17 protein-coding genes are annotated in these 19,134 nt (G+C 59.6%); 4 read left to right on the top strand and 13 right to left on the bottom strand.

What is annotated here, in order from left to right:
* Positions 1-23: 23 nt before the first annotated feature.
* Both nusA and rimP read right to left on the bottom strand, forming a co-directional pair.
* Positions 24-1,010 carry a transcription termination factor NusA gene (nusA, locus tag HMPREF2860_RS03390; protein WP_070628587.1) on the bottom strand — a complete coding sequence of 329 codons (987 nt, stop codon included), beginning with the start codon at positions 1,008-1,010 and terminating at the stop codon, positions 24-26.
* Positions 1,007-1,579, bottom strand: a complete 573-nt coding sequence (rimP, locus tag HMPREF2860_RS03395) for a ribosome maturation factor RimP (RefSeq protein ID WP_038628707.1) — start codon at positions 1,577-1,579, stop codon at positions 1,007-1,009. Before rimP ends, nusA begins: the two co-directional genes overlap by 4 nt.
* 101 nt (positions 1,580-1,680) lie before the next feature.
* Here rimP and HMPREF2860_RS03400 point away from each other — a divergent pair, with 101 nt between their 5' ends.
* Positions 1,681-2,646 (top strand): DUF4439 domain-containing protein, encoded by a 966-nt coding sequence (locus HMPREF2860_RS03400; protein WP_224786669.1) that lies wholly within the window; start codon positions 1,681-1,683, stop codon positions 2,644-2,646.
* Here HMPREF2860_RS03400 and HMPREF2860_RS03405 read toward each other — a convergent pair.
* On the bottom strand, positions 2,643-4,415 hold the full coding sequence (locus tag HMPREF2860_RS03405) for a proline--tRNA ligase (protein ID WP_038628703.1): 1,773 nt from the start codon (positions 4,413-4,415) through the stop codon (positions 2,643-2,645). The genes HMPREF2860_RS03400 and HMPREF2860_RS03405 overlap by 4 nt on opposite strands.
* A gap of 60 nt (positions 4,416-4,475) precedes the next feature.
* On the opposite strand from HMPREF2860_RS03405, the gene HMPREF2860_RS03410 reads away from it, so the two are divergent.
* Positions 4,476-5,213, top strand: coding sequence for a YaaA family protein (locus tag HMPREF2860_RS03410; protein WP_049181507.1), 738 nt, complete (start codon positions 4,476-4,478; stop codon positions 5,211-5,213).
* On the opposite strand, the gene HMPREF2860_RS03415 is transcribed toward HMPREF2860_RS03410, so the two are convergent.
* From HMPREF2860_RS03415 to mqo, 7 genes are all read right to left on the bottom strand, one after another.
* Positions 5,210-5,491 carry a hypothetical protein gene (locus HMPREF2860_RS03415; RefSeq protein ID WP_224786668.1) on the bottom strand — a complete coding sequence of 94 codons (282 nt, stop codon included), beginning with the start codon at positions 5,489-5,491 and terminating at the stop codon, positions 5,210-5,212. The genes HMPREF2860_RS03410 and HMPREF2860_RS03415 overlap by 4 nt on opposite strands.
* Entirely contained in the window at positions 5,484-6,575 is a 1,092-nt protein-coding gene (cobA, locus tag HMPREF2860_RS03420; RefSeq protein ID WP_038628700.1) for a uroporphyrinogen-III C-methyltransferase, read from the bottom strand. Before cobA ends, HMPREF2860_RS03415 begins: the two co-directional genes overlap by 8 nt.
* A gap of 10 nt (positions 6,576-6,585) precedes the next feature.
* Complete coding sequence (locus HMPREF2860_RS03425) at positions 6,586-7,962, bottom strand: cobyrinic acid a,c-diamide synthase CobB (RefSeq protein ID WP_070628588.1); 1,377 nt, start codon at positions 7,960-7,962, stop codon at positions 6,586-6,588.
* Positions 7,956-8,576 carry a cob(I)yrinic acid a,c-diamide adenosyltransferase gene (cobO, locus tag HMPREF2860_RS03430; RefSeq protein ID WP_038629567.1) on the bottom strand — a complete coding sequence of 207 codons (621 nt, stop codon included), beginning with the start codon at positions 8,574-8,576 and terminating at the stop codon, positions 7,956-7,958. Before cobO ends, HMPREF2860_RS03425 begins: the two co-directional genes overlap by 7 nt.
* Positions 8,557-9,234: a vWA domain-containing protein gene (locus tag HMPREF2860_RS03435; protein ID WP_224786679.1), complete on the bottom strand. Its 678-nt coding sequence runs from the start codon at positions 9,232-9,234 to the stop codon at positions 8,557-8,559. The genes cobO and HMPREF2860_RS03435 overlap by 20 nt, the downstream gene beginning before the upstream one ends.
* 106 nt (positions 9,235-9,340) lie before the next feature.
* Positions 9,341-10,492, bottom strand: coding sequence for a magnesium chelatase ATPase subunit I (locus tag HMPREF2860_RS03440; protein ID WP_038628694.1), 1,152 nt, complete (start codon positions 10,490-10,492; stop codon positions 9,341-9,343).
* Positions 10,493-10,585: 93 nt separating this feature from the next.
* A complete protein-coding gene (gene mqo, locus HMPREF2860_RS03445) occupies positions 10,586-12,082 on the bottom strand; it encodes a malate dehydrogenase (quinone) (protein ID WP_038628692.1) in 1,497 nt (498 codons plus the stop codon).
* A 165-nt stretch (positions 12,083-12,247) separates the two neighbouring features.
* Here mqo and HMPREF2860_RS03450 point away from each other — a divergent pair, with 165 nt between their 5' ends.
* Together HMPREF2860_RS03450 and mtr are read left to right on the top strand one after the other, a co-directional pair.
* Positions 12,248-13,288 carry an alpha/beta hydrolase gene (locus HMPREF2860_RS03450; RefSeq protein WP_038628690.1) on the top strand — a complete coding sequence of 347 codons (1,041 nt, stop codon included), beginning with the start codon at positions 12,248-12,250 and terminating at the stop codon, positions 13,286-13,288.
* 54 nt (positions 13,289-13,342) lie between these two features.
* Positions 13,343-14,782 (top strand): mycothione reductase, encoded by a 1,440-nt coding sequence (gene mtr / locus HMPREF2860_RS03455; protein WP_049181461.1) that lies wholly within the window; start codon positions 13,343-13,345, stop codon positions 14,780-14,782.
* Here the strand turns inward: mtr and HMPREF2860_RS03460 are convergent.
* The 3 genes from HMPREF2860_RS03460 to HMPREF2860_RS03470 all read right to left on the bottom strand — a co-directional run bounded on the left by HMPREF2860_RS03460 (position 14,779) and on the right by HMPREF2860_RS03470 (position 19,076).
* Positions 14,779-16,245 carry a cobyric acid synthase gene (locus HMPREF2860_RS03460; protein WP_038628688.1) on the bottom strand — a complete coding sequence of 489 codons (1,467 nt, stop codon included), beginning with the start codon at positions 16,243-16,245 and terminating at the stop codon, positions 14,779-14,781. The genes mtr and HMPREF2860_RS03460 overlap by 4 nt on opposite strands.
* Positions 16,246-16,248: 3 nt before the next feature.
* Positions 16,249-17,160 carry a type I methionyl aminopeptidase gene (gene map, locus HMPREF2860_RS03465; RefSeq protein WP_070628589.1) on the bottom strand — a complete coding sequence of 304 codons (912 nt, stop codon included), beginning with the start codon at positions 17,158-17,160 and terminating at the stop codon, positions 16,249-16,251.
* 68 nt (positions 17,161-17,228) lie between these two features.
* A complete protein-coding gene (locus tag HMPREF2860_RS03470; RefSeq protein WP_049181465.1) occupies positions 17,229-19,076 on the bottom strand; it encodes a penicillin-binding transpeptidase domain-containing protein in 1,848 nt (615 codons plus the stop codon).
* Between the last annotated feature and the right edge of the window lie 58 nt (positions 19,077-19,134).

The raw sequence follows: 19,134 nt of genomic DNA on the forward strand, positions 1-19,134 counted from the left end.
CCGCTGGGACGCTGACGTTGCGTCTACTCCGCGTCGGAGTGGATATCGATTCGCCAGCCGGTCAGACGAGCCGCCAGACGGGCATTCTGTCCCTCCTTGCCGATAGCAAGCGAGAGCTGGTAGTCGGGCACCACAACATGTGCACGGCGCTCATCCATGTCTAAAATCTTGACACTAACGACCTTGGCTGGCGCCAGCGAGTTACCAACGAACTTCGCCGGATCCTCGTCGTAGTCGATGATGTCAATCTTCTCGCCCTTGAGCTCATTCATAATCGAGCTCACACGCTGACCGCGCGGCCCAATGCAGGCGCCCTTAGCGTTGAGCCCCTTGACCGTGGGACGTACAGCAACCTTGGTGCGGTGACCAGCCTCGCGTGCAATCGAAATCAATTCCACTGCCCCATCGGCAACTTCCGGAACTTCAAGTTCGAAGAGCTTACGAATGAGCTCCGGGTGCGTGCGTGACAGGTGAATCGCAACACCCCGCGGTGTCTTGTTCACACCGACGACGTAGCACTTGATGCGGTCACCGTGCTTGAGTTCCTCACCTGGCAGCTGCTCAGCCGGCATCAGAATACCGTCGCGACCATTGGCCTCCGAACCGATGTGGACGACGACAATGCCCTTTTCATTGGCATAGACATCGCGCTGGACCACGCCGGAAATGACCTGGTTAGACAGGTCTGCGTATTCGTCGAGAACCTTGTCGCTTTCCGCATCCCGCAGACGCGAAAGGATGGTCTGACGAACAGCGAATGCAGCGGTACGCTCAAAGTCCTCCGGAGTATCGTCCCATTCGGAGATGAGATTGCCCTCGTCGTCTCGCTCCTGAGCAAAGACTATGACGTCACCGGTCTCACGGTCGACTTCGACGCGCGCATACTGTGCCGGTGCGGTGGTATTACGGTAACTTTCACGCAATGCCCGGGCGACCAGTCCCAGCATTTCGTCGACAGGAATACCCTTTTCCCTTTCCAAGGTTCGCAGGGCAGCTAATTCAATCTTCACTTGTTATCCTCCAGCCTGGTCAAGGCATCGTCATAGTCTAGTCCCGCAAAATCTTTCTCGGCTGCGGGCGGATTAGAGAATTCAACTTGTACCACTGCACGGGCCACATTGGTTAATTGGACACGCTGACCAACAGCCTTCAACCGCCCCTTTGGCCCTTTAGAGGTGACGAGAATGATGGATTCTTCATCCGGCGACAGCGCACCAATGCGGGCTGCAATCGCGGAACCGTCGGCAAGCGAAATTTCCGCAATGCGACCACGGTTACGGCGCCAGTGTCGTGGCTGCGTCAGCGGTGCGTCAATACCAGGAGTGGAAACTTCCAAGGTGTAGCCCTGAGCGCCGAAGTCGGCTTCGCCACGTGCCTCCGCGGCATCCAGAGCGGAAGATACTTCATGCGTGGCCTGTTCCAGAACATCGAGGTCAGGACGCTCATCTGCGTCAACCAACACAATGACCTGTGACTTTGCGCCGGCGCGAACGACCTTGACATCTTCCACAGCCAGGCCGATTTGTGCGAGCGCCGGGCTCACAAACTGTTCAATTTTCTCGGGTGCGGGTATCGCCATAGTCGTAGAGTCTACAGGTCAAGTGCTAGGAATTGCGCACCTGGGCACTTGCCACGCACCGCATTGATACAAAGTGCCGCCCGCCGTGGCACCATAGTGAGGTGATTGTTGAACCTCCCGCCCCCAGTTTTGCTTCCGCATCGCGTCGCACTCGCACTCTCTCGCGCCGTGGCTTCCTCGCTGCTGCCCTCGCCGTGGGATCACTTCCCGCGCTCTCCGCGTGCTCGCATCTGGTGGCACCACGCCCGGATTACGCCATTGAGGTTCTCCACGCACTGGCGGCGCGCGATGCACATTCGCTTACCGACGCCGATCCTGACCTCGCAGCTGTGCGCTCCGCGCAGGTCACCGAACTGGATAAGGAAATCACACGCGCCTGCGGTACCCGCAAGGACGGTAAACCTGTCGATGAATGCGGCTCGGACGTCGCAGTCCCAGGATCCCTGGCTGCCGGTGTCGATGCGAAGTTACTGCTCACGGACTCGCGAAATAGTCCAGTACTGACGAAGGCTCTGGATTCACGCACTGCATTGCGGGAGGAGCACACTGCGCGCCTTGCCACGGCTGTCGATGGCGGTATAGTCCTCGCTCTGCGTGCTGCGGGCGCTAAGTGGGAGGAGATTGTCCCATTGATTCCCAGTGACAGGGATGAAATCTCGGGTGCCGGAGAACAGATGACTAAGGCACTGCAAGCCGAATACATGATGATTTACGGTGTTGGCGTCGCCGCACCACGTGTTGGAGGCGATACCACTACTGCTCTTTTGGCTCGTGGCGAGCGCCACCGTATTTTGCGCGATCGTGCCCGGCTAATTTTGGAGGATTCCGACGTTGAGGTGCCGAAGAGCGCACCTGGCTATATGCCGGAAGATGCTCCTTCACCGGACACGGCACCCGTCGATTACATGATTGCGTTGGAGCGCTATTGCGCCCAGGCGTGGGAAGACGTATTGCTCGCTGCCAATAACCCTCGGATACGTATGTTCGCACTGCAGGCAGCTGGCGTGGCTGCCGCCGGAGTGGCAGCGCTAGGTGGCAACAACTTGGAGCCGCTGCCGGGACTCTAAGCCTTGCGAACCAACTCCGCGACGTGATCTGCAATGCCGTCAGCGGCGACCTCGTCGGTCTCGTTGGTCAGGCGGTTACGCAGCTCCACCTTGCCGTCCGCGTAGCCACGGCCAAAGATGACCACAAACGGCGTACCCAGCAACTCAGCGTCCTTGAACTTCACACCGGGGCTGACCTTCGGACGGTCGTCGAAAAGCACCTCAATGCCCTGCTGACTGAGGTCTTCCGCCAGACGTTCAGCGGCCTCAGCTGCTTCGGCGTTCTTACCGGCCACAGCGATGTGAACCTTGTACGGTGCTGCGGCAACTGGCCACTTGAGGCCCTTTTCATCCAACTGCTGTTCTGCGAGGACAGCGACCAGACGGGACACACCAATGCCGTAGGACCCCATCGTCGGACGAGCACGCTTACCGTTGACATCGAGGATGTCAATTTCAAAGGCGTTGGTGTACTTGCGGCCCAACTGGAAGATGTGGCCAATCTCAATGCCTCGCTCAATCTTCAGTGTGCCGTGTTCCTCCGGTGCCGGATCGCCGTCGCGAACCTCGGCGACATCGCAAATGCCGTCGATCTGGAAGTCGCGACCGGCGACCACACCGACGATGTGCTTACCCTCCTCGTTGGCGCCCACAATCCAATTCGTGCCCTCCGCTACGCGTGGGTCAGCTAGGACCTTCACGCCGTGATCAGCGAGCCCCTGCGGGCCGACGTAGCCCTTAATCAGGAAGTCATTGGCTGCGAAGTCCTTGTCCTCCAGCAAGCGCACCTCACCCGGTTCAAATGCAACTTCGAGACGCTTTTCATCGACCTCACGGTCACCGGGAACCAGGATTGCGGTGAGCTGTTCCGGCAGGGCGTTGCCCTCCTTATCGACCTTCTTCGGGTCGACGGCGACGAGAACGCACTTCAAAGTATCGGCAGCGGTGACCTCGCATCCGAGGTCCGCGCCATTGGCCCAATCAACAAGCGCTGCAATGGTGGTGCAGTTCGGAGACTCGTAAACCTTCGCCTCCGGCTGCCCCTCAATCGGCTGCGGTTCGACTGCCGGGATTCTCACGGCTTCAACGTTGGCGGCGTACTCACCGTCGGTGGAGACTACGAAGGAGTCTTCGCCATTTTCGCTAACAGCCAGGAACTCCTCGGAGGCCGAACCGCCCATAGCGCCAGAGGTGGCGTGGCAGATTTCGTACTTAATGCCCAGCCGGTCAAAAATTCGCTGGTACGCACCGCGGTGCAGCTGATAAGAATTCGCCAGCCCCTCGTCGTCCATGTCGAAGGAGTAGGAGTCCTTCATCACGAACTCGCGGCCACGCAGAATACCCGCGCGCGGGCGGGCCTCGTCGCGGTACTTGGTCTGAATCTGGAACAGCGTTGTCGGGAAATCCTTGTAGGAGCTGAAAAGATCCTTGACAGCCAGCGCGAACATCTCTTCGTGCGTCGGCCCCAGCAGGTAGTCCGCGCCCTTGCGATCCTTCAGACGGAACAGCTCGGGGCCATATTCGGTCCACCGATTCGTCGCCTCGTACGGTTCACGTGGGAGCAGTGCAGGGAATGCCAGCTCCTGTGCGCCAATGCCTTCCATCTCCTCGCGCACAACCTTCTCTACGTTGCGCAGAACCTTCAAGCCCAGGGGCAGCCAGGAGTACACACCAGGGGCAGTTCGCCGGATGTAGCCGGCACGGACGAGCAGCTTGTGGCTAGGGACCTCGGCGTCAGCAGGATCCTCGCGCAGTGTGCGTAGGAACAGCTGGGACATTCGCGTAATCATGAATGCTGATTTTACCCGTCGATCATTCTTCGCAACATGCGGGGCATTACTATGGTGCCCATGCTCGTAGTCCTACCCCCATCTGAAACCAAAGCCACTGGTGGCAGCCATCCCGCAGTGGACTTTTCCTCGCTGAGCTTCGGCTCTCTCAACTCCATCCGCGAGCGCATTGCAGCCGATCTCGTGGCGTTAAGTGCGAACAGGGAAGCCGCGATGGAAACACTGAAACTGGGGCCACGTCTCGCTGACGAAGTCACAGCTAATGCTGCACTCCTAGAGTCGCCGACCATGCCGGCTCTCGAGCGCTATACGGGGGTTCTCTACGACGCACTCTCCCCCAGCGACCTGCCGGAAACCGGCCGTGCTCGACTCGCCATCGGGTCAGCGCTCTTCGGCGTCATTGGCGGGGACGACCTCATCCCCCGCTACCGTCTCTCTGGCACGGTCAAGCTCCCCTTCGCGGATCAGCCTGCCGACGCAGCTCCCACGATGAAGCGCCGCTGGGGCACCGCCATCACCGAGGCTCTCAATGATGTCGACTTCCTCATCGACCTTCGTTCCGGCACCTACGCCAATTTGGGCAAAGTCAAGACCGCGACAACGATGACCGTGCTCACCGCCGAGGGCAAAATCGTCAGCCACTTCAACAAGCACTACAAGGGCCTATTTGCCCGTGCCATCGCCCTTTCCGACACAGCACCGACCGCCCCCACAGAGGCCGTCGACATCGCGCGCGCCGCAGGATACAACGTCTCGCTTGACGACGGCGCCCTCATCTTCCGCGTCCCGGAAAACTAAATGTCGTCGTTGTAGCGCTTCCGGCCTGCCACAATGGCAGCAATGAGCGCAATGACGGCGATGAAAATGCTGTCGTATCGCGAGCCTTCTCCGCCGAGGAGAAGGAGGCGGAAGATGATCATGGCTCCGAGGTAGAACACGAGGAAGGTCGCAGCGCCCATCCAGATGGCGCTACGCAGCTGGTCGTCGGCAAGCAGTCGGGTAACAAGCCCTGCCTTTTGCTGCTCTGGCTCACGCTTCTTCGACTTGTTGTTGCTCGACTTGTTGCTCTTACTCATCGCCCTCATCCAGACCGGCGACTTCACCGATGACGATAACTGCGGGCGGCTTGATTCCTTCTTCGACCATCTTTTCACCCAGTTCACCGAGCGTGCAGCGTAGCGACTTCTGATTCGGCAGCGTGCCGTCCTGGATGACTGCAGCCGGAGTCTTCGGGCTGCGGCCGGCCTTCATCAGAGCCTCGGCAATCTTCGGCCCGTTCTTAACTCCCATAATGATGGCAATAGTGCCGTGCATGCGGCCAAGCGCATCCCAATTGACTAGCGAAGTCTTGTGCCCCGGTGGGACGTGACCGGACACGACAGTGAATTCGTGGTTGACGCCACGCATGGTAACTGGGATGCCAATCGTCCCCGGTACCGCCAGTGCCGAGGTGATACCCGGCACAACTCGAACCGGTACCCCTGCCTTCTGCAGCTCGTGAAGCTCTTCAAAACCGCGGCCGAAGATGTACGGATCGCCACCTTTGAGCCGGACCACAAAGTAGCCCTCGCGGGCACGATGAACTAGCAGTTCATTGATGCGCTCCTGAGCCATGGCGCGACCGTAAGGAAGCTTGCCGGCATCAATGATCTCGACATCCGGCTCCAAGTCACCGAGCAGCGACAGTGGACCGAGGTGGTCTGCGACGACGACGTCGGCAAGCCGGAGCAGGCGACGCCCCTCAACGGTAATCAGACCAGGATCGCCCGGGCCACCGCCTACGAGTGCGACCTGACCTGCCAGGTCACCTGCGCGCGACGCGCGACGGCCGGTCAGCGCCGCAGGAGTAAGCGGGCTGGATGTCCCGGTTTCATCGTCGACGAGAATACCTCGGCGGTGTCCCTCGAGTGTCACCTCACGCAGCAACGACTCGTCACAGCAGACCATGAGAGCCTTGCCCCAGCTCATCGCCTCGGTAAAACCAGTGCGGGTCAAAGTAATACGGCCGTCTGCAGCCCAGGCCTCAATCGCAGTTGTTACTTCCCCACCCTCACACACAGTGACGTCAGCGCCAGAGTCCAACAACCGAGGAATCACGCGCTCTGCAGCCGTGGAACCGCCAATCACCAACACACCGTAGTCTTTGAGAAGCAAACTCATAGCTAATACTTTACCCGGCGCACGAAGCAACAAAGCGACTGACGTTGCCCGGCGCACCCGCCGGATGAACATGCAGGTAACCGGCATGAATCCGCCCAGACTCGGAAACGAAGCCGTCGCGAACTGTCTCGCCTTGATATCCACGCCAACCCCAGGCGGGTTGCCACCCGGCCGCAGCAGCGACACTTGCGGTGTCATCAGTGAGCGCTGTCTTGTGGAACTCGTGACCGCGTACGCGCGTACCTACCGGGCACAATGCAGAATCAGTCAGAGCCACAGCCTCGCGGTACCCCAACTTCAACCGTGCCATGTGCGCTCGCCCCGGGATGATGCCGCACATACGGTGCCCACCGAGATCTTCAAGCAGCCAGAGCAGCCCCGCGCATTCGCCGTGAATCAGCGCACCATCGTCGGCAGCCTGACGTAAATCGCGGCGAATGTCATCGCGAATAGATAGCGCGTCGGCATGCTCTTCCGGGAATCCACCGGGCACGATGTAGCCTTCGGCTTCCGGCAGTTCGTCAACCAATGGGTCAAAATCCACGACCTCGGCTCCAGCAGCCCGCAATAGCTCACGGTGCTCTGCATAGGTAAACGAGAACGCAGGACCCGCCGCGACCGCCACGCGCACGCGGCGCTGAGTAGCCAGCGGTGCAACGAACTGTGCGGGGTCCCATGGCTCAGCTGGATAGGGCTGCCGGGCAAGCTGGACAATCCGGTCGATGTCGATGTACGTCTCCACCAAGTTGGCCATCGATTCAATGACCGCTTCTAGCTGCTCACCCTGCTCGACTGCAGTGACCAGCCCCAAATGCCTACTGGGCACCTCAATATCAGTCACTCGCGGAATCGCGCCGAGCACCTCGACACCCATGGCCTCCACAGAACGGGTAATGATGTCCGCATGCCGCGGGCTGCCCACCTGATTAATAATCACGCCACTGACACGGACATCAGTGCGAAGCGTGGAGAAACCGTGAACAACAGCCGCCGCCGACTGCGACATATGCCGGGCATCAATAACCAACACCACCGGCAGTCCCAGCAGCGAGGCAATCTCGGCCGTCGACCCCTCCACCGATAGCGGGTCGTCACCAATGCGGCCGTCGAACAGCCCCATAACACCTTCGACCACCGCAATATCGCTGTCGGCAGCTCCGTGTGCGTAGAGCGGCCCAATCATCTCAGGCGAGCACATGAAGGAATCCAGATTGCGCCCGGGACGACCAGCCGCTACCCCGTGATAGCCGGGGTCAATATAATCCGGCCCGACTTTGAATGGTGCCACCGCGTGGCGGCGCGACAGTGCACGCATAAGACCAGTGGAAATTGTGGTCTTGCCCGTGCCCGAGGCCGTCGCCGCAACGACAATTCCAGGCGCTACCACTCGATGCCCTTTTGTCCCTTACGCCCGACATCCATCGGATGCTTAATCTTGGTCATCTCCGTCACCAGATCCGCGACCTCCACCAGCTTCGAATCCGCATCGCGGCCAGTCATCACCACATGCTGGCGGCCGGGACGATTCCTCAATGTCTCCACCACATCGTCGACATCAATCCAACCCCACTTGATTGGGTAGGTGAACTCGTCGAGGACGTAGAAATCGTGCACCTCATTTTCCAGGCGCCGCTTGATCTCCTGCCATCCCTCGGCAGCAGCTGCGGCATGATCCTCCTCGGTGCCCTGCTTACGCGACCAGGACCAGCCTTCGCCCATCTTGTGCCATTCGACCGGGCCGCCCTCCCCCGTGTCGTCGTGCAGCTCGCCGAGCCGACGCATGACAGCTTCCTCGCCAACCTTCCACTTTGCCGATTTCACAAACTGGAAGACACCAATATTCATCCCCTGATTCCACGCGCGCATCGCCATCCCGAATGCCGCGGTGGACTTGCCTTTACCTGGGCCCGTATGCACGGCGGTAATCGGAATCATGCGACGCTGCCTGGTGGTCAGTCCATCATTGGGAATTGATTTGGGGTCAAGCTTTCCTTGTGCCATGGTCTCGATGATAGGCATGGACCACACCCGCCACGGCTTCGGCATTGAGTTCTGAGAGGTTTATGCAGGTGGCACCCAACTCCACACTCATTTCCTGTGCCAACCCCAGCCGCACGCGAGCGCGCTCACAGTCGATAACCACCGTCGCCGCCAACGCTTGACGACGGATCTTTGCGGCCACGGCCCTCGCCTGCTGCAGCCCATTTTTACCTGTTGCTCGGCCATCGGAGAGCAACACCATAATTGCGCGGCGCGTGGGCTCCCGGTGCGCTTCCCGCACCACCACTTCGTGTGCCTTCAGCAATCCTTCAGCCAATGGGGTTCGGCCCCCAGTGCGGACATCTGCGAGGCGACGTACTGCGGTGTCAATAGACTTGGTCGGTGGTAAAACCAATTCGGCACTGTTCCCGCGGAAAGTAATGACAGCGACTTTGTCGCGGCTCTGGTAGGCATCACGCAGCAGCGAAGTGACGGCGCCGGTGACGGCTGCCAGACGGTCGCGCGCGGCCATAGAACCCGAGGTGTCCACAACGAAGACGACCAGATTGGACTCAGTTCCCTGTCGGATGGCGCCGTGAACGTCTTCCGGTTTCAGAGGGATCATGGAGTTGCCCATGCGGGCACCACGATTGGCCGCGGCCAGCACTGTCGCCGGCACGTGGAGACCATGACCGCCACGTTCGGCGCCAATGGTGCTGCCCCGGGGACCAATGGCCTTGGAGCGACGGCCGGAATCTCCTTGGCCGACGCCGTCGACACTGATTTTACGAACGGCGAAAGGGGGCGCCTTCAGCGGCGCGACCTCCCTTCAATCCCGCGGAATTCGACTGTTGTGGCTCCTGAGGTTCGGAGTTGGAGTCGAACTGGGAGACCTGATCAGCCTCGGGCTCTGGATACGATTCCGGATCCGACTCTGACTGATTCTGGTCATCTCGGAACTGCTCCTCTGCATCCTGCAGAGCATCATCGAGCTGCTCCTGGTCCAATCCTGGTTCATCAAAGGGGTCACGGCGACGACGGTGCGGCAGTGCCATTTCTGCAGCTACCTTAATGTCTTCCGCAGTGATCTCAATTGGATTGCCCGGTTGTGGCTGCGCTGACTCGTCCCCAGCTACTCGCCATGCAGCGTGAGCGCGGGCGGTACGTGCAATGACGATGTCGGCTCGCATCCCGTCCACATCAAAAGCAGCGCACACGGTGGCAATTTGACCGAGAATGCTGGGAGTCAATTCGACGTCGTCAAGCAGTGTGCGTGCGCGATCGATGCGAGCGTGTAGTGCCTCGTCGTCGGTGGCGAACCGCGTGACAAAGCTCTCCGGATTGGCGTCAAAGTCGAGTCGACGGGCGACGATCTCCGCGCGGACGGCCGGATCCTTGGAGGCGGTGACGTCGATGGCGAGACCAAAGCGGTCGAGAAGTTGGGGACGCAATTCGCCCTCTTCCGGGTTCATCGTGCCGACCAACACGAACCTGGAGGTGGCGGAGTGCGAGATGCCGTCGCGTTCAACAACCACGCGACCGGTGGCTGCGGCATCGAGCACTGAGTCAACGAGGTGATCCGGCAGCAGATTAATCTCGTCGACATAGAGAATGCCACCGTCAGCAGCGCTGAGTAGGCCCGGATTGAACTGCGCGTGTCCGGTCGTCAGGACGGTCTCCACATCGATGGAGCCCACGACTCGATCTTCCGTAGCGCCGAGTGGCAGGTTCACCAACGATCCGCTGAGAAATGGTGCCAACGCGCGGACCGTAGTGGTCTTGGCTGTGCCCTTCTCACCGCGGATTACCACGCCACCTATCTCCGGGGATAGAGCGGTCAGAATCAACGCAAGCTGTAGTCGCTGCTGCCCGACAATCGCAGTAAAAGGAAAAGTGGGCTCTGTTTGTGCAGTGGTAGCTGACGTGATTTTTTCCATAAACACAGTTCTACCCCACTGCGAGCGGATGGCTCACAGCGGGGTAGAAAATGTTGGCTTAATTGAACTCTTTGAAGCTCTTCAGCGGAGTGCTTAGCGCTCCAACTTCAGGGTCTTCTGGGAAGCCTCCCAGACCTCCTTGAACAGAGCCGGGTCATCAGCCAGGTGCGTGCCGTAGGACGGGACGAGCTCCTTTAGCTTCGGAGCCCACTTGCCCATGTGGCGACCGAAGCAGCGCTCAATCAGGCTGATCATCACGGCCGGGGCGATGGACGCACCCGGGGAGGCACCCATCAGGCCGGCAATGGTGCCGTCCCACGAGTTGATGACCGCGGTACCGAACTCGAGGGTACCGAAGACCGGAGCCTTCATCGGCTTAATGACCTGAACTCGCTGACCAGCGACAATCAGCTCCCAGTCCTCTGGGCGAGCGTTCGGGACGTACTCACGCAGGGACTCGATACGTGCGTCGAAGTCCTTCAGAACCTCAGTAATCAGGTACTTGGTCAGCCCCATCTCCTGGACACCAACACCCATCATGGACGGCAGGTTGGCCGGACGCAGAGACTTAATCAGGTCCAGGTTGTTACCGTTCTTCAGGAACTTCATGTTCCAACCGGCGTACGGACCAAAGAGCAGGCCACGCTTGCCGTCGATAACACGGGTGTCCAGGTGCGGAACCGACATCGGCGGCGTGCCGACGGAAGCCTTACCGTAGACCTTGGCGTCATGCTGGGCAATAACTTCCTCGTTGGTGCAGCGCAGCCACTGGCCGGAGACTGGGAAGCCACCGAAACCACGAATCTCGTTAATACGAGCCTTCTGCAGCAGCGGCAGCGCGTCACCGCCGGCACCGACGAAGACGAAGTTGGCAACCAGGGTGCGAACGTCCTTGGTGTGCAGGTTCTTCACCGTGACAATCCACTTGGAACCGTCGCGCTTCAGACCGGTGACCTCGTGTCCGTAGCGAATCTCAGTACCCATATCGGACAGTGCGGCCAGGTACTGCTTGGTCAGTGCACCGAAGTTAACGTCCGTACCATTCGGGTTACGAATAGCGGAAACCGGCTTGGAGAAGTCACGCCCCTCCGACATCAGCGGAAGGTACTCAGCGAAACGGTCCGGATCCTCAATGAGCTCCTGACCGTGGAACAACGGCTCCTTCTCAAGTGCCTCGTAGCGACGACGCATGAACGCCATCTGCTCCGGTCCCTGAGCGAAGGTGGTGTGGTCAACCGGGTTGATGAACTCCTTCGGGTCAGTCAGGGTGCCGTTTTCAATCAGCGAGGTCCACAGCTGGCGGGAAACCTGGAACTGCTCATTAATGGTCTTAGCCTTGGTGACATCGACCTTGCCGTTCTTCTCCGGCGTGTAGTTCAGCTCGCACAGAGCAGAGTGGCCGGTACCAGCGTTGTTCCACGGGGAGGAAGACTCCTTGGCGGGCTGATCGAGACGCTCGAACAGAACCTGTGACCAGGATGGCTCGAGCTCCTTGAGCAGCACACCCAGCGTCGCACTCATTACACCTGCACCGATGAGGACGACATCTACCTCGTCGCCACTGGAAGCAGGAAGCTTGTTATCAGCCATTTTGCTGTCAACATCCTTACTAACTTGATTAGTGATTCAAACTAGCGCTCGCTCACATGCGCGCACACACAACTAAAGACGCAAAAGAGAGCTACCGTCTCAGTCCATAATCTATTGTGGCACACATTCCCACTACCCCCGGTAATCGGCGCTAGGCTTGACCCTGTGACTACCGATATTCCCGATTTCACTACCCCCGCCTTTAACCCCGATAACCTAGGCGAGGGCTACAGCCAACATGTCATCGAACTCGGCCAGGACCCCGACGGCGAGGGGTCGATACGCGCGGTTTTGGTGCGCTACTGCCCCGACTCGTCGGCAAGCGACTTCCAAGCGCGTCCGGCAGTTCTTTGGATCCACGGGATGTCGGACTACTTCTTCCAAAGGCACGTGGCAGAGCGTTACCACTCCGAAGGGTACGCATTTTACGCCATTGACCTGCGCAAGTGCGGGCGCGCTCACCAACCGGGGCAGACTTGGCATGGCTGCAGCGATTTAACGAATTACTTCGAGGATCTCAACGGCGCACTCGCGGTGTTAGACCACGCTGGTCATACAACTGTCACTGTTAATGCGCACTCCACCGGCGGTCTCATTGCCGTTCTCTGGCTCGATTGGCTACGAAGCACAGGCGGCCATTGCTCGCAAGCACTCAATATTTCCGTCACGGCTGCCGTCTTGAACTCACCGTGGCTGACTCTGCACGTTTCCCGGGCAAAGGCTCCCGTGTACTCGCTAGTGGCTCGCGTTATGTCGCGGATTCGCCCCAACAATCTTATTCCGGTGCAGTCTGCGGGCGGCTATGGCAAATCCATTAGCGCCGACCACCAGGGACGCTGGGAGTACAACCGCACTTTCAAGCCGCTGGCTGGCCATGACAAGAACTGGCGTTGGCTCAATGCCATCATCGTCGGCCAGCAACGTGTTAGCCGCGGTATCGACACCGGCGTGCCGACGCTCGTCCTCCACTCGGACAACTACCTTCTCGGTTCCGACTACATCCCGGAGCTCAGTCGCGTTGACTCTGTTCTCAACACTGAACAAATTGCCGATGCCACTGCCCACCTGGGCCCGCAGGCTCGCAACGTCGCGATTCCGGGTGCGCTCCATGACGTGTATCTCTCGGAACCCGAAGCACTAGATCGCGCTTTTGATGAGACCTTCCAGTTCCTCGCCACGGTCAAGCCGGGAGGCAGCTCAAAATAGGAGCTCGGAATAAATCAGCATTCAGTACGGTTGAACCAAACTAGTTTGACCAGAATGCTAGGAGTGCTTGTGACCACTGAGAATTCGCCTGAGACTACCCCACGCCACTACGACGTCATCATTATCGGAACAGGGTCCGGCAATTCCATTCCAGCCCCGGACTACGACAATGTCCGTATCGCTCTGGTGGAGGAAGGACGTTTCGGCGGTACTTGCCTCAACGTTGGGTGCATTCCCACCAAGATGTTCGTTCTGGCCGCTGATGCCGCCCGCAACATCCGCGAGGCCAGCCGCCTGGGCGTGCACGGCACCTTCAGCTCCGTTGATCTCAAGCAAATCCAGGATCGCGTTTTCGCCCAGCGAGTCGACCAGATTGCCGACGGCGGCGAGGCATACCGCCGCGGGGACGAGACTCCCAATATCGATGTCTACGACCGCCACGCAACGTTCGTCGGCCCCCGCACTATTCGCACTGGCATCGGCGAGGAAATTGTCGACATCACAGCCGACAACATCATCATCGCTGCAGGATCCCGCCCGCATGTCCCGAGCCTCATCACACAGTCCGGGGTGGATTACTACACCAACGAGAACATCATGCGCGTCGACAAGCTTCCGCGCGAAATGATTGTCGTCGGCGGTGGCTACATCGCTAGCGAGTTCGCGCACGTCTTCGCATCCTTCGGTACGAAGGTGCACATGCTGGTGCGCTCCGATGTCATGCTGCGTGGCTCCGATGCCGCTATCTCCGAGCGTTTCCACGAGGTTGCCGCCCGTGACATTGACATCCGTATGAACACCTCCATCACTGAACTCTCCCAGGAGGGCGAGATCGTCACGGCCACGCTTGACGACGGCACGGAGCTCGCAGCCGATGCCCTGCTAGTGGCAACCGGACGCATCCCCAACGGTGACCGTATGGATCTTGCAGCCGGTGGTGTGGAGATGCACGACGATGGTCGCATCAAGGTTGACCAGTACGGTCGCACCTCAGCCGAAGGTGTGTGGGCGCTGGGCGATGTCTCTAGCCCGTACCAGCTGAAGCATATCGCCAACCATGAGGCCAAGGTGGTCTTCCACAACGTGCTGAACCCGTCCGACCTGCGTGAATTTGACCACCGCTACATTCCGTCGGCAGTCTTCTCACATCCGCAGATCGGTCAGGTCGGTATGACCGAGGACGAAGCTTGCGCCTGGGCTGCGGAAAATGGCACGGACATTACCGTGAAGGTACAGAATTACGGCGACGTTGCCTACGGCTGGGCACTGGAGGATCGCGACGGCTTTGCCAAACTGATTGCGGACCGCGCCACCGGCCGCCTGCTGGGTGCGCACTTCATCGGCGAGCAGGCTGCCACTCTAGTGCAGCAGTGCATCCAGATGATGAGCTTCGAGATGGATGTGCGCGAAGTTGTCACAGGCCAGCACTGGATTCACCCAGCGCTGCCCGAGCTGATTGAAAACGCGATTCTGGGCCTGGAGTTCGATAACTAGCCTAGCTGCTCAATACCTGTGGCCTGGGCCAATGCCGGCCCAGCCAGGTACTCCTCGACTGCATCGGCCAACATGTCGACCTGCCACAGCCGTTCTGCGGCAAACGAAGTAGTAGAGCTGACCTCGAAGCCGTCCCGACCGACGGCAACTGCCACTTCCATCAGCAACTCACGGCGCGCCTGATCATTTTCCAGGTAGCCGTGGCGGTGCGTACCCATCACCATGCCACGCCGCGCCCCTTCTTCTTCAGGCTCAGTGATAAAAGGATGTTCACTGCTTCGCACAACCTGTCCATTGTGCACTTCGTACGAGCCATCCGGGTGACTCACCAGTGTCTTCGTCCCCGCGAATTCAATGTCGGTATCGAACACGCCAAGCCCGTTCACGGTCCCGGCTGCCGACTCCACCGAGTCAGTGATGGTGGTGCAGAGCATTTGGAACCCACCGCAGATGCCAATCAGCGGTAGCCCCCGGGCGGCTCGGTTCTCAAGTACGTCGTCAAGCCCACGCTCGCGCAACCACTTGAGATCGGCGACCGTCGACTTCGTCCCGGGCAACACGACCAGGTCGGCGCGAGCAACGACCGACGGATCGACCGTCCACTGCACGTGTACCCCTGGTTCACAGGCAAGCGCCTCGATATCGGTGGCGTTGGACACGCGCGGCAAGCGAATGGCGGCCACGGACAACGTTTCCGTGCCCAGCGGTGCGTTCGCCGGCCCTACCGACGCACCAGCGACTGTGCCGAGCGAATCCTCCGCATCGATCCACAGCCCCGGAATAAACGGCACCACGCCGAGTACGGGCACACCGGTGTACTCACGCACTACGTCCAATCCCGGCATCAACAGCGAAACATCGCCCCGGAACTTGTTGACAATAAAACCGGTAATTCGCGCGCGGTCTTCGGGGCTCAAAATTGCATGCGTGCCGACGAAATGTGCAAGCACCCCACCGCGGTCAATGTCACCGGCGACCACAACCGGCAAATCAGCGAGCTCTGCCAACCCCATGTTGGCAATGTCTGACTCCCGCAGATTGACCTCGGCAGGACTACCAGCGCCTTCACACAGGACGACATCGAACTGCCCCCGCAGCTCTTCCAATGTCTCCGCAACTACTCCGCGCAGCGCTTTTCTCCGCGACCGGTACGTCAGGGCGCTCGCATGCCCATCAGCCTTGCCCTTCACCACCACCTGACTGGTGTGGTCCGAGCCCGGCTTGAGAAGCACCGGGTTAAAGGAGACATCCGGCTCCAGCCCACAGGCCAACGCCTGCAGAGCCTGCGCGCGCCCAATCTCGCCGCCGTCGAGCGTGACAGCGCAATTGTTGGACATGTTTTGCGCCTTGAAGGGCGCGACGCGCACTCCGCGTCGCGCGAGCAACCGACACATGCCGGCGACCAGAACCGACTTACCGGCATCTGAGGTGCAGCCGGCAATCAGAGCTGCAGGAGCCTGCACTGCTTAGGCCTCAGGCTTCCAACCAGTCTGGAACTGGCCTGGCACGTTCTGCTCATCCGGCAGGGTGAGGATTTCATAGCCGTCGGAGGTCACCAGCACCGTGTGCTCGAACTGAGCGGTGAACTTGAAGTCATCATTCTGCACAGTCCAGCCGTTATCCCAGATGTGGTAAGGCAGCTCACCGAGGTTAATCATCGGCTCGACAGTCAAGGGCATGCCCGGCTCGAAAATGGTATCCTGGCTCGGCTCATCGTAGTGCAACACAATCAAACCATTATGGAACGTGGTCCCGACACCGTGACCGGTGAAGTCCCGAACAGTGTTGTATCCAAAACGCTTAGCGTAGGACTCAATCACGCGGCCGATGACATTAATCTCACGGCCCGGCTTGATGACCTTAATGCCGCGCATGGTGGCATTGTAAGTGCGCTCCACCAGCTGGCTGTGCTCCTCCGAGACATTGCCGGCGAGGAAAGTCGCGTTGGTGTCGCCGTGGACGCCGTTCTTGTATCCGGTGACGTCGACATTGACGATATCGCCGTCTTCAATAACCTGAGTATCCGGAATACCGTGGCAGACAATCTCATTGAGAGACACGCAGCACGACTTCTCAAAACCGCGGTACCCCAGCGTGGACGGGTAGGTGTCGTGATCCAACAGGTACTCGTGCACCACCCGGTCAATCTCATCCGTGGTCACGCCCGGAGCTACGGCCTTGCCGGCCTCCACCAACGCGTTGGCAGCAATGCGAGAGACCTCTCGCATATTTTCAATATCTTCCGGAGTCTGTACCAGCGGCTCGCCGACGCCTTCCTGAACCTCGTCCTTCCAGGCGTACTCCGGCCGTTCAATATGTGCCGGAACGGTACGAATTGGAGTGGATTTTTGCTGAGTAAGTGGAGAACGCTGAGTCATGGAACATACTCTACCCCTACCCCCGGATTAGCCTTTCGGCCTGTGCCGGTTTCAAAGCCAGAAATGCTCTAGCCCTCGTCCCCCGAACCTTCATCGATATTGGCGAAGAAGGCATCGGTAATCGCCACGGCATGCTCCGAACCACCACCGCCAACGATAAGCGTGGCAAAGGCCAAATCATCGCGGTAGCCAGTAAACCAAGCGTGGGAGCCGCCAGCGTACTCGGCCTCACCGGTCTTTGCATAGACTTCACCTCGACCGGCAATGGCCGAACCAGTACCAGAGGTGACCACCGCCCGCATGAGTGTGCGAACCTCATTCAAAACCTCAGGCGGCAGTGGCTTTGATACCTGCGACTGCCAGGTTCCCGCGCTTGGCACGAGTGACGGTGTCGGAGTGCGTCCGGCCGCCACCGTCGCGGAAACCAGCGCCATGCCAAACGGGCTGGCCAAGTCATTGCCCTGCCCATAGCCCGCATCGATACGCTCGACTTCATCACTGCCATCAGACACGCTGCCGGTAATAGTGTCGAGGCCCGCGATGTGATAGTTGATGCCGATGCCGAAGTTCTTGGACTCCTCCTTGAACTGCCCTGGCTCCAACTTGTGAGAGATGTTGCCAAACGTGGTGTTACAAGACCGCGCGAACGCATCGCTCAGCGAGGTATTCCCGACGCCACTTCCGTTGTAGTTGGTGACAATACGCGGCCCGATCTCCATCGAACCTGGGCACGGCACAGTCGATCCCGCATTTAGCCCCTCGTGCTGCACACCTGCGGCGGCAGTGACAATCTTGTACGTCGATCCCGGCGGGAACTGTCCCATCAGCGCAAGGTCGCCGTCCTTATCTGCTTCCGCCGTCTGGGCTACCGCCAGAATCTTGCCGGTCGACGGCTGCACAGCCACCAGCATTGCCTTAGCATCTTGCCGAGTATCGACGGCCTTTTGCGCTGCGTCCTGCACCTTTTTACTAATTGATGCCTGCACCGCCGGCGCTACATCCGGAGACACCTCATAGAGGGTGTCGACGACGGCTCCGCCCTCGTTGGCCGCCACGATATTCCAGCCATCGGCACCGTGATCACCGGTGTCCACTAGTCTTTCCACGCGACTCATCAAATCGGGCGCGAACCCCGGGTCGGGTCGCACCATAGCGGCTTCATCGTTAACCGAAATTCCATCAATGTCAGCGAGATCATCTTTGACACGCTGTGGCGTGGATGCCGGCAACACGATCAGCGAAAAATTACCCTTTCCGCCGCTCGCCTGCTCCCCCACAGCACGTGCGTCAAGCTTCGGACCGTCTTCCGGCATTTCATTATTGATGACCGTCGCCGCCCGATTAATCGACGACTGCACATTCTCCGCCCCATCACGATGGAGAATTACCCGGTGCACAGTCCCTGGCTCGAGCAAGGCCGCACCGTCCGAGCCAACCACAGACGGACGTGGAGCTGCGATAGTGCGCAATTCTGGGTGTTGGTTACGCCCCAGCTGTGGATGCAGGGATGCTGGCGACCAGCGCAATGCCCAATCCCGTTGCCCAGTCTCAGTCTTGGTCAATGTGAAAGTGGTGTCATATCCCCAGCGTCGCTGATGCGGTAGCTGCCAATTCATGGCGACTTCCGCCGAGGACTGGTTCGAGCTGGAATCGATACCCGCAATCTCATACTCAAGCCCCTCCGGCTGGAGTCCGGCAGTGGCCGCCTTCAGATCTCCTTCAGCGGAGTCCGGGTGATCAGTCAGTGCCGCAGCCTTAGCAATGTCCCCTCCCGCCAGCGCCCCCAGGAATTCCTCTAGCACCTCGCGCCCGGTGTCAGGCCGCGGCGTACACGCGGCGGATGACAACACCAGACCCGTAATTGCCACAGCCGAGATACTGCGAAGCAGGGGCTTGCGGCGCGAAGTTTGTTCCATGTGGGCTGACGTTAGCACCGCTTTGCTTTACGACGATGCTGGCACGCCGCAACCTGCT

The organism is Corynebacterium sp. HMSC064E10, from assembly GCF_001812505.1.
Classification (GTDB): Bacteria; Actinomycetota; Actinomycetes; order Mycobacteriales; family Mycobacteriaceae; genus Corynebacterium; species Corynebacterium amycolatum.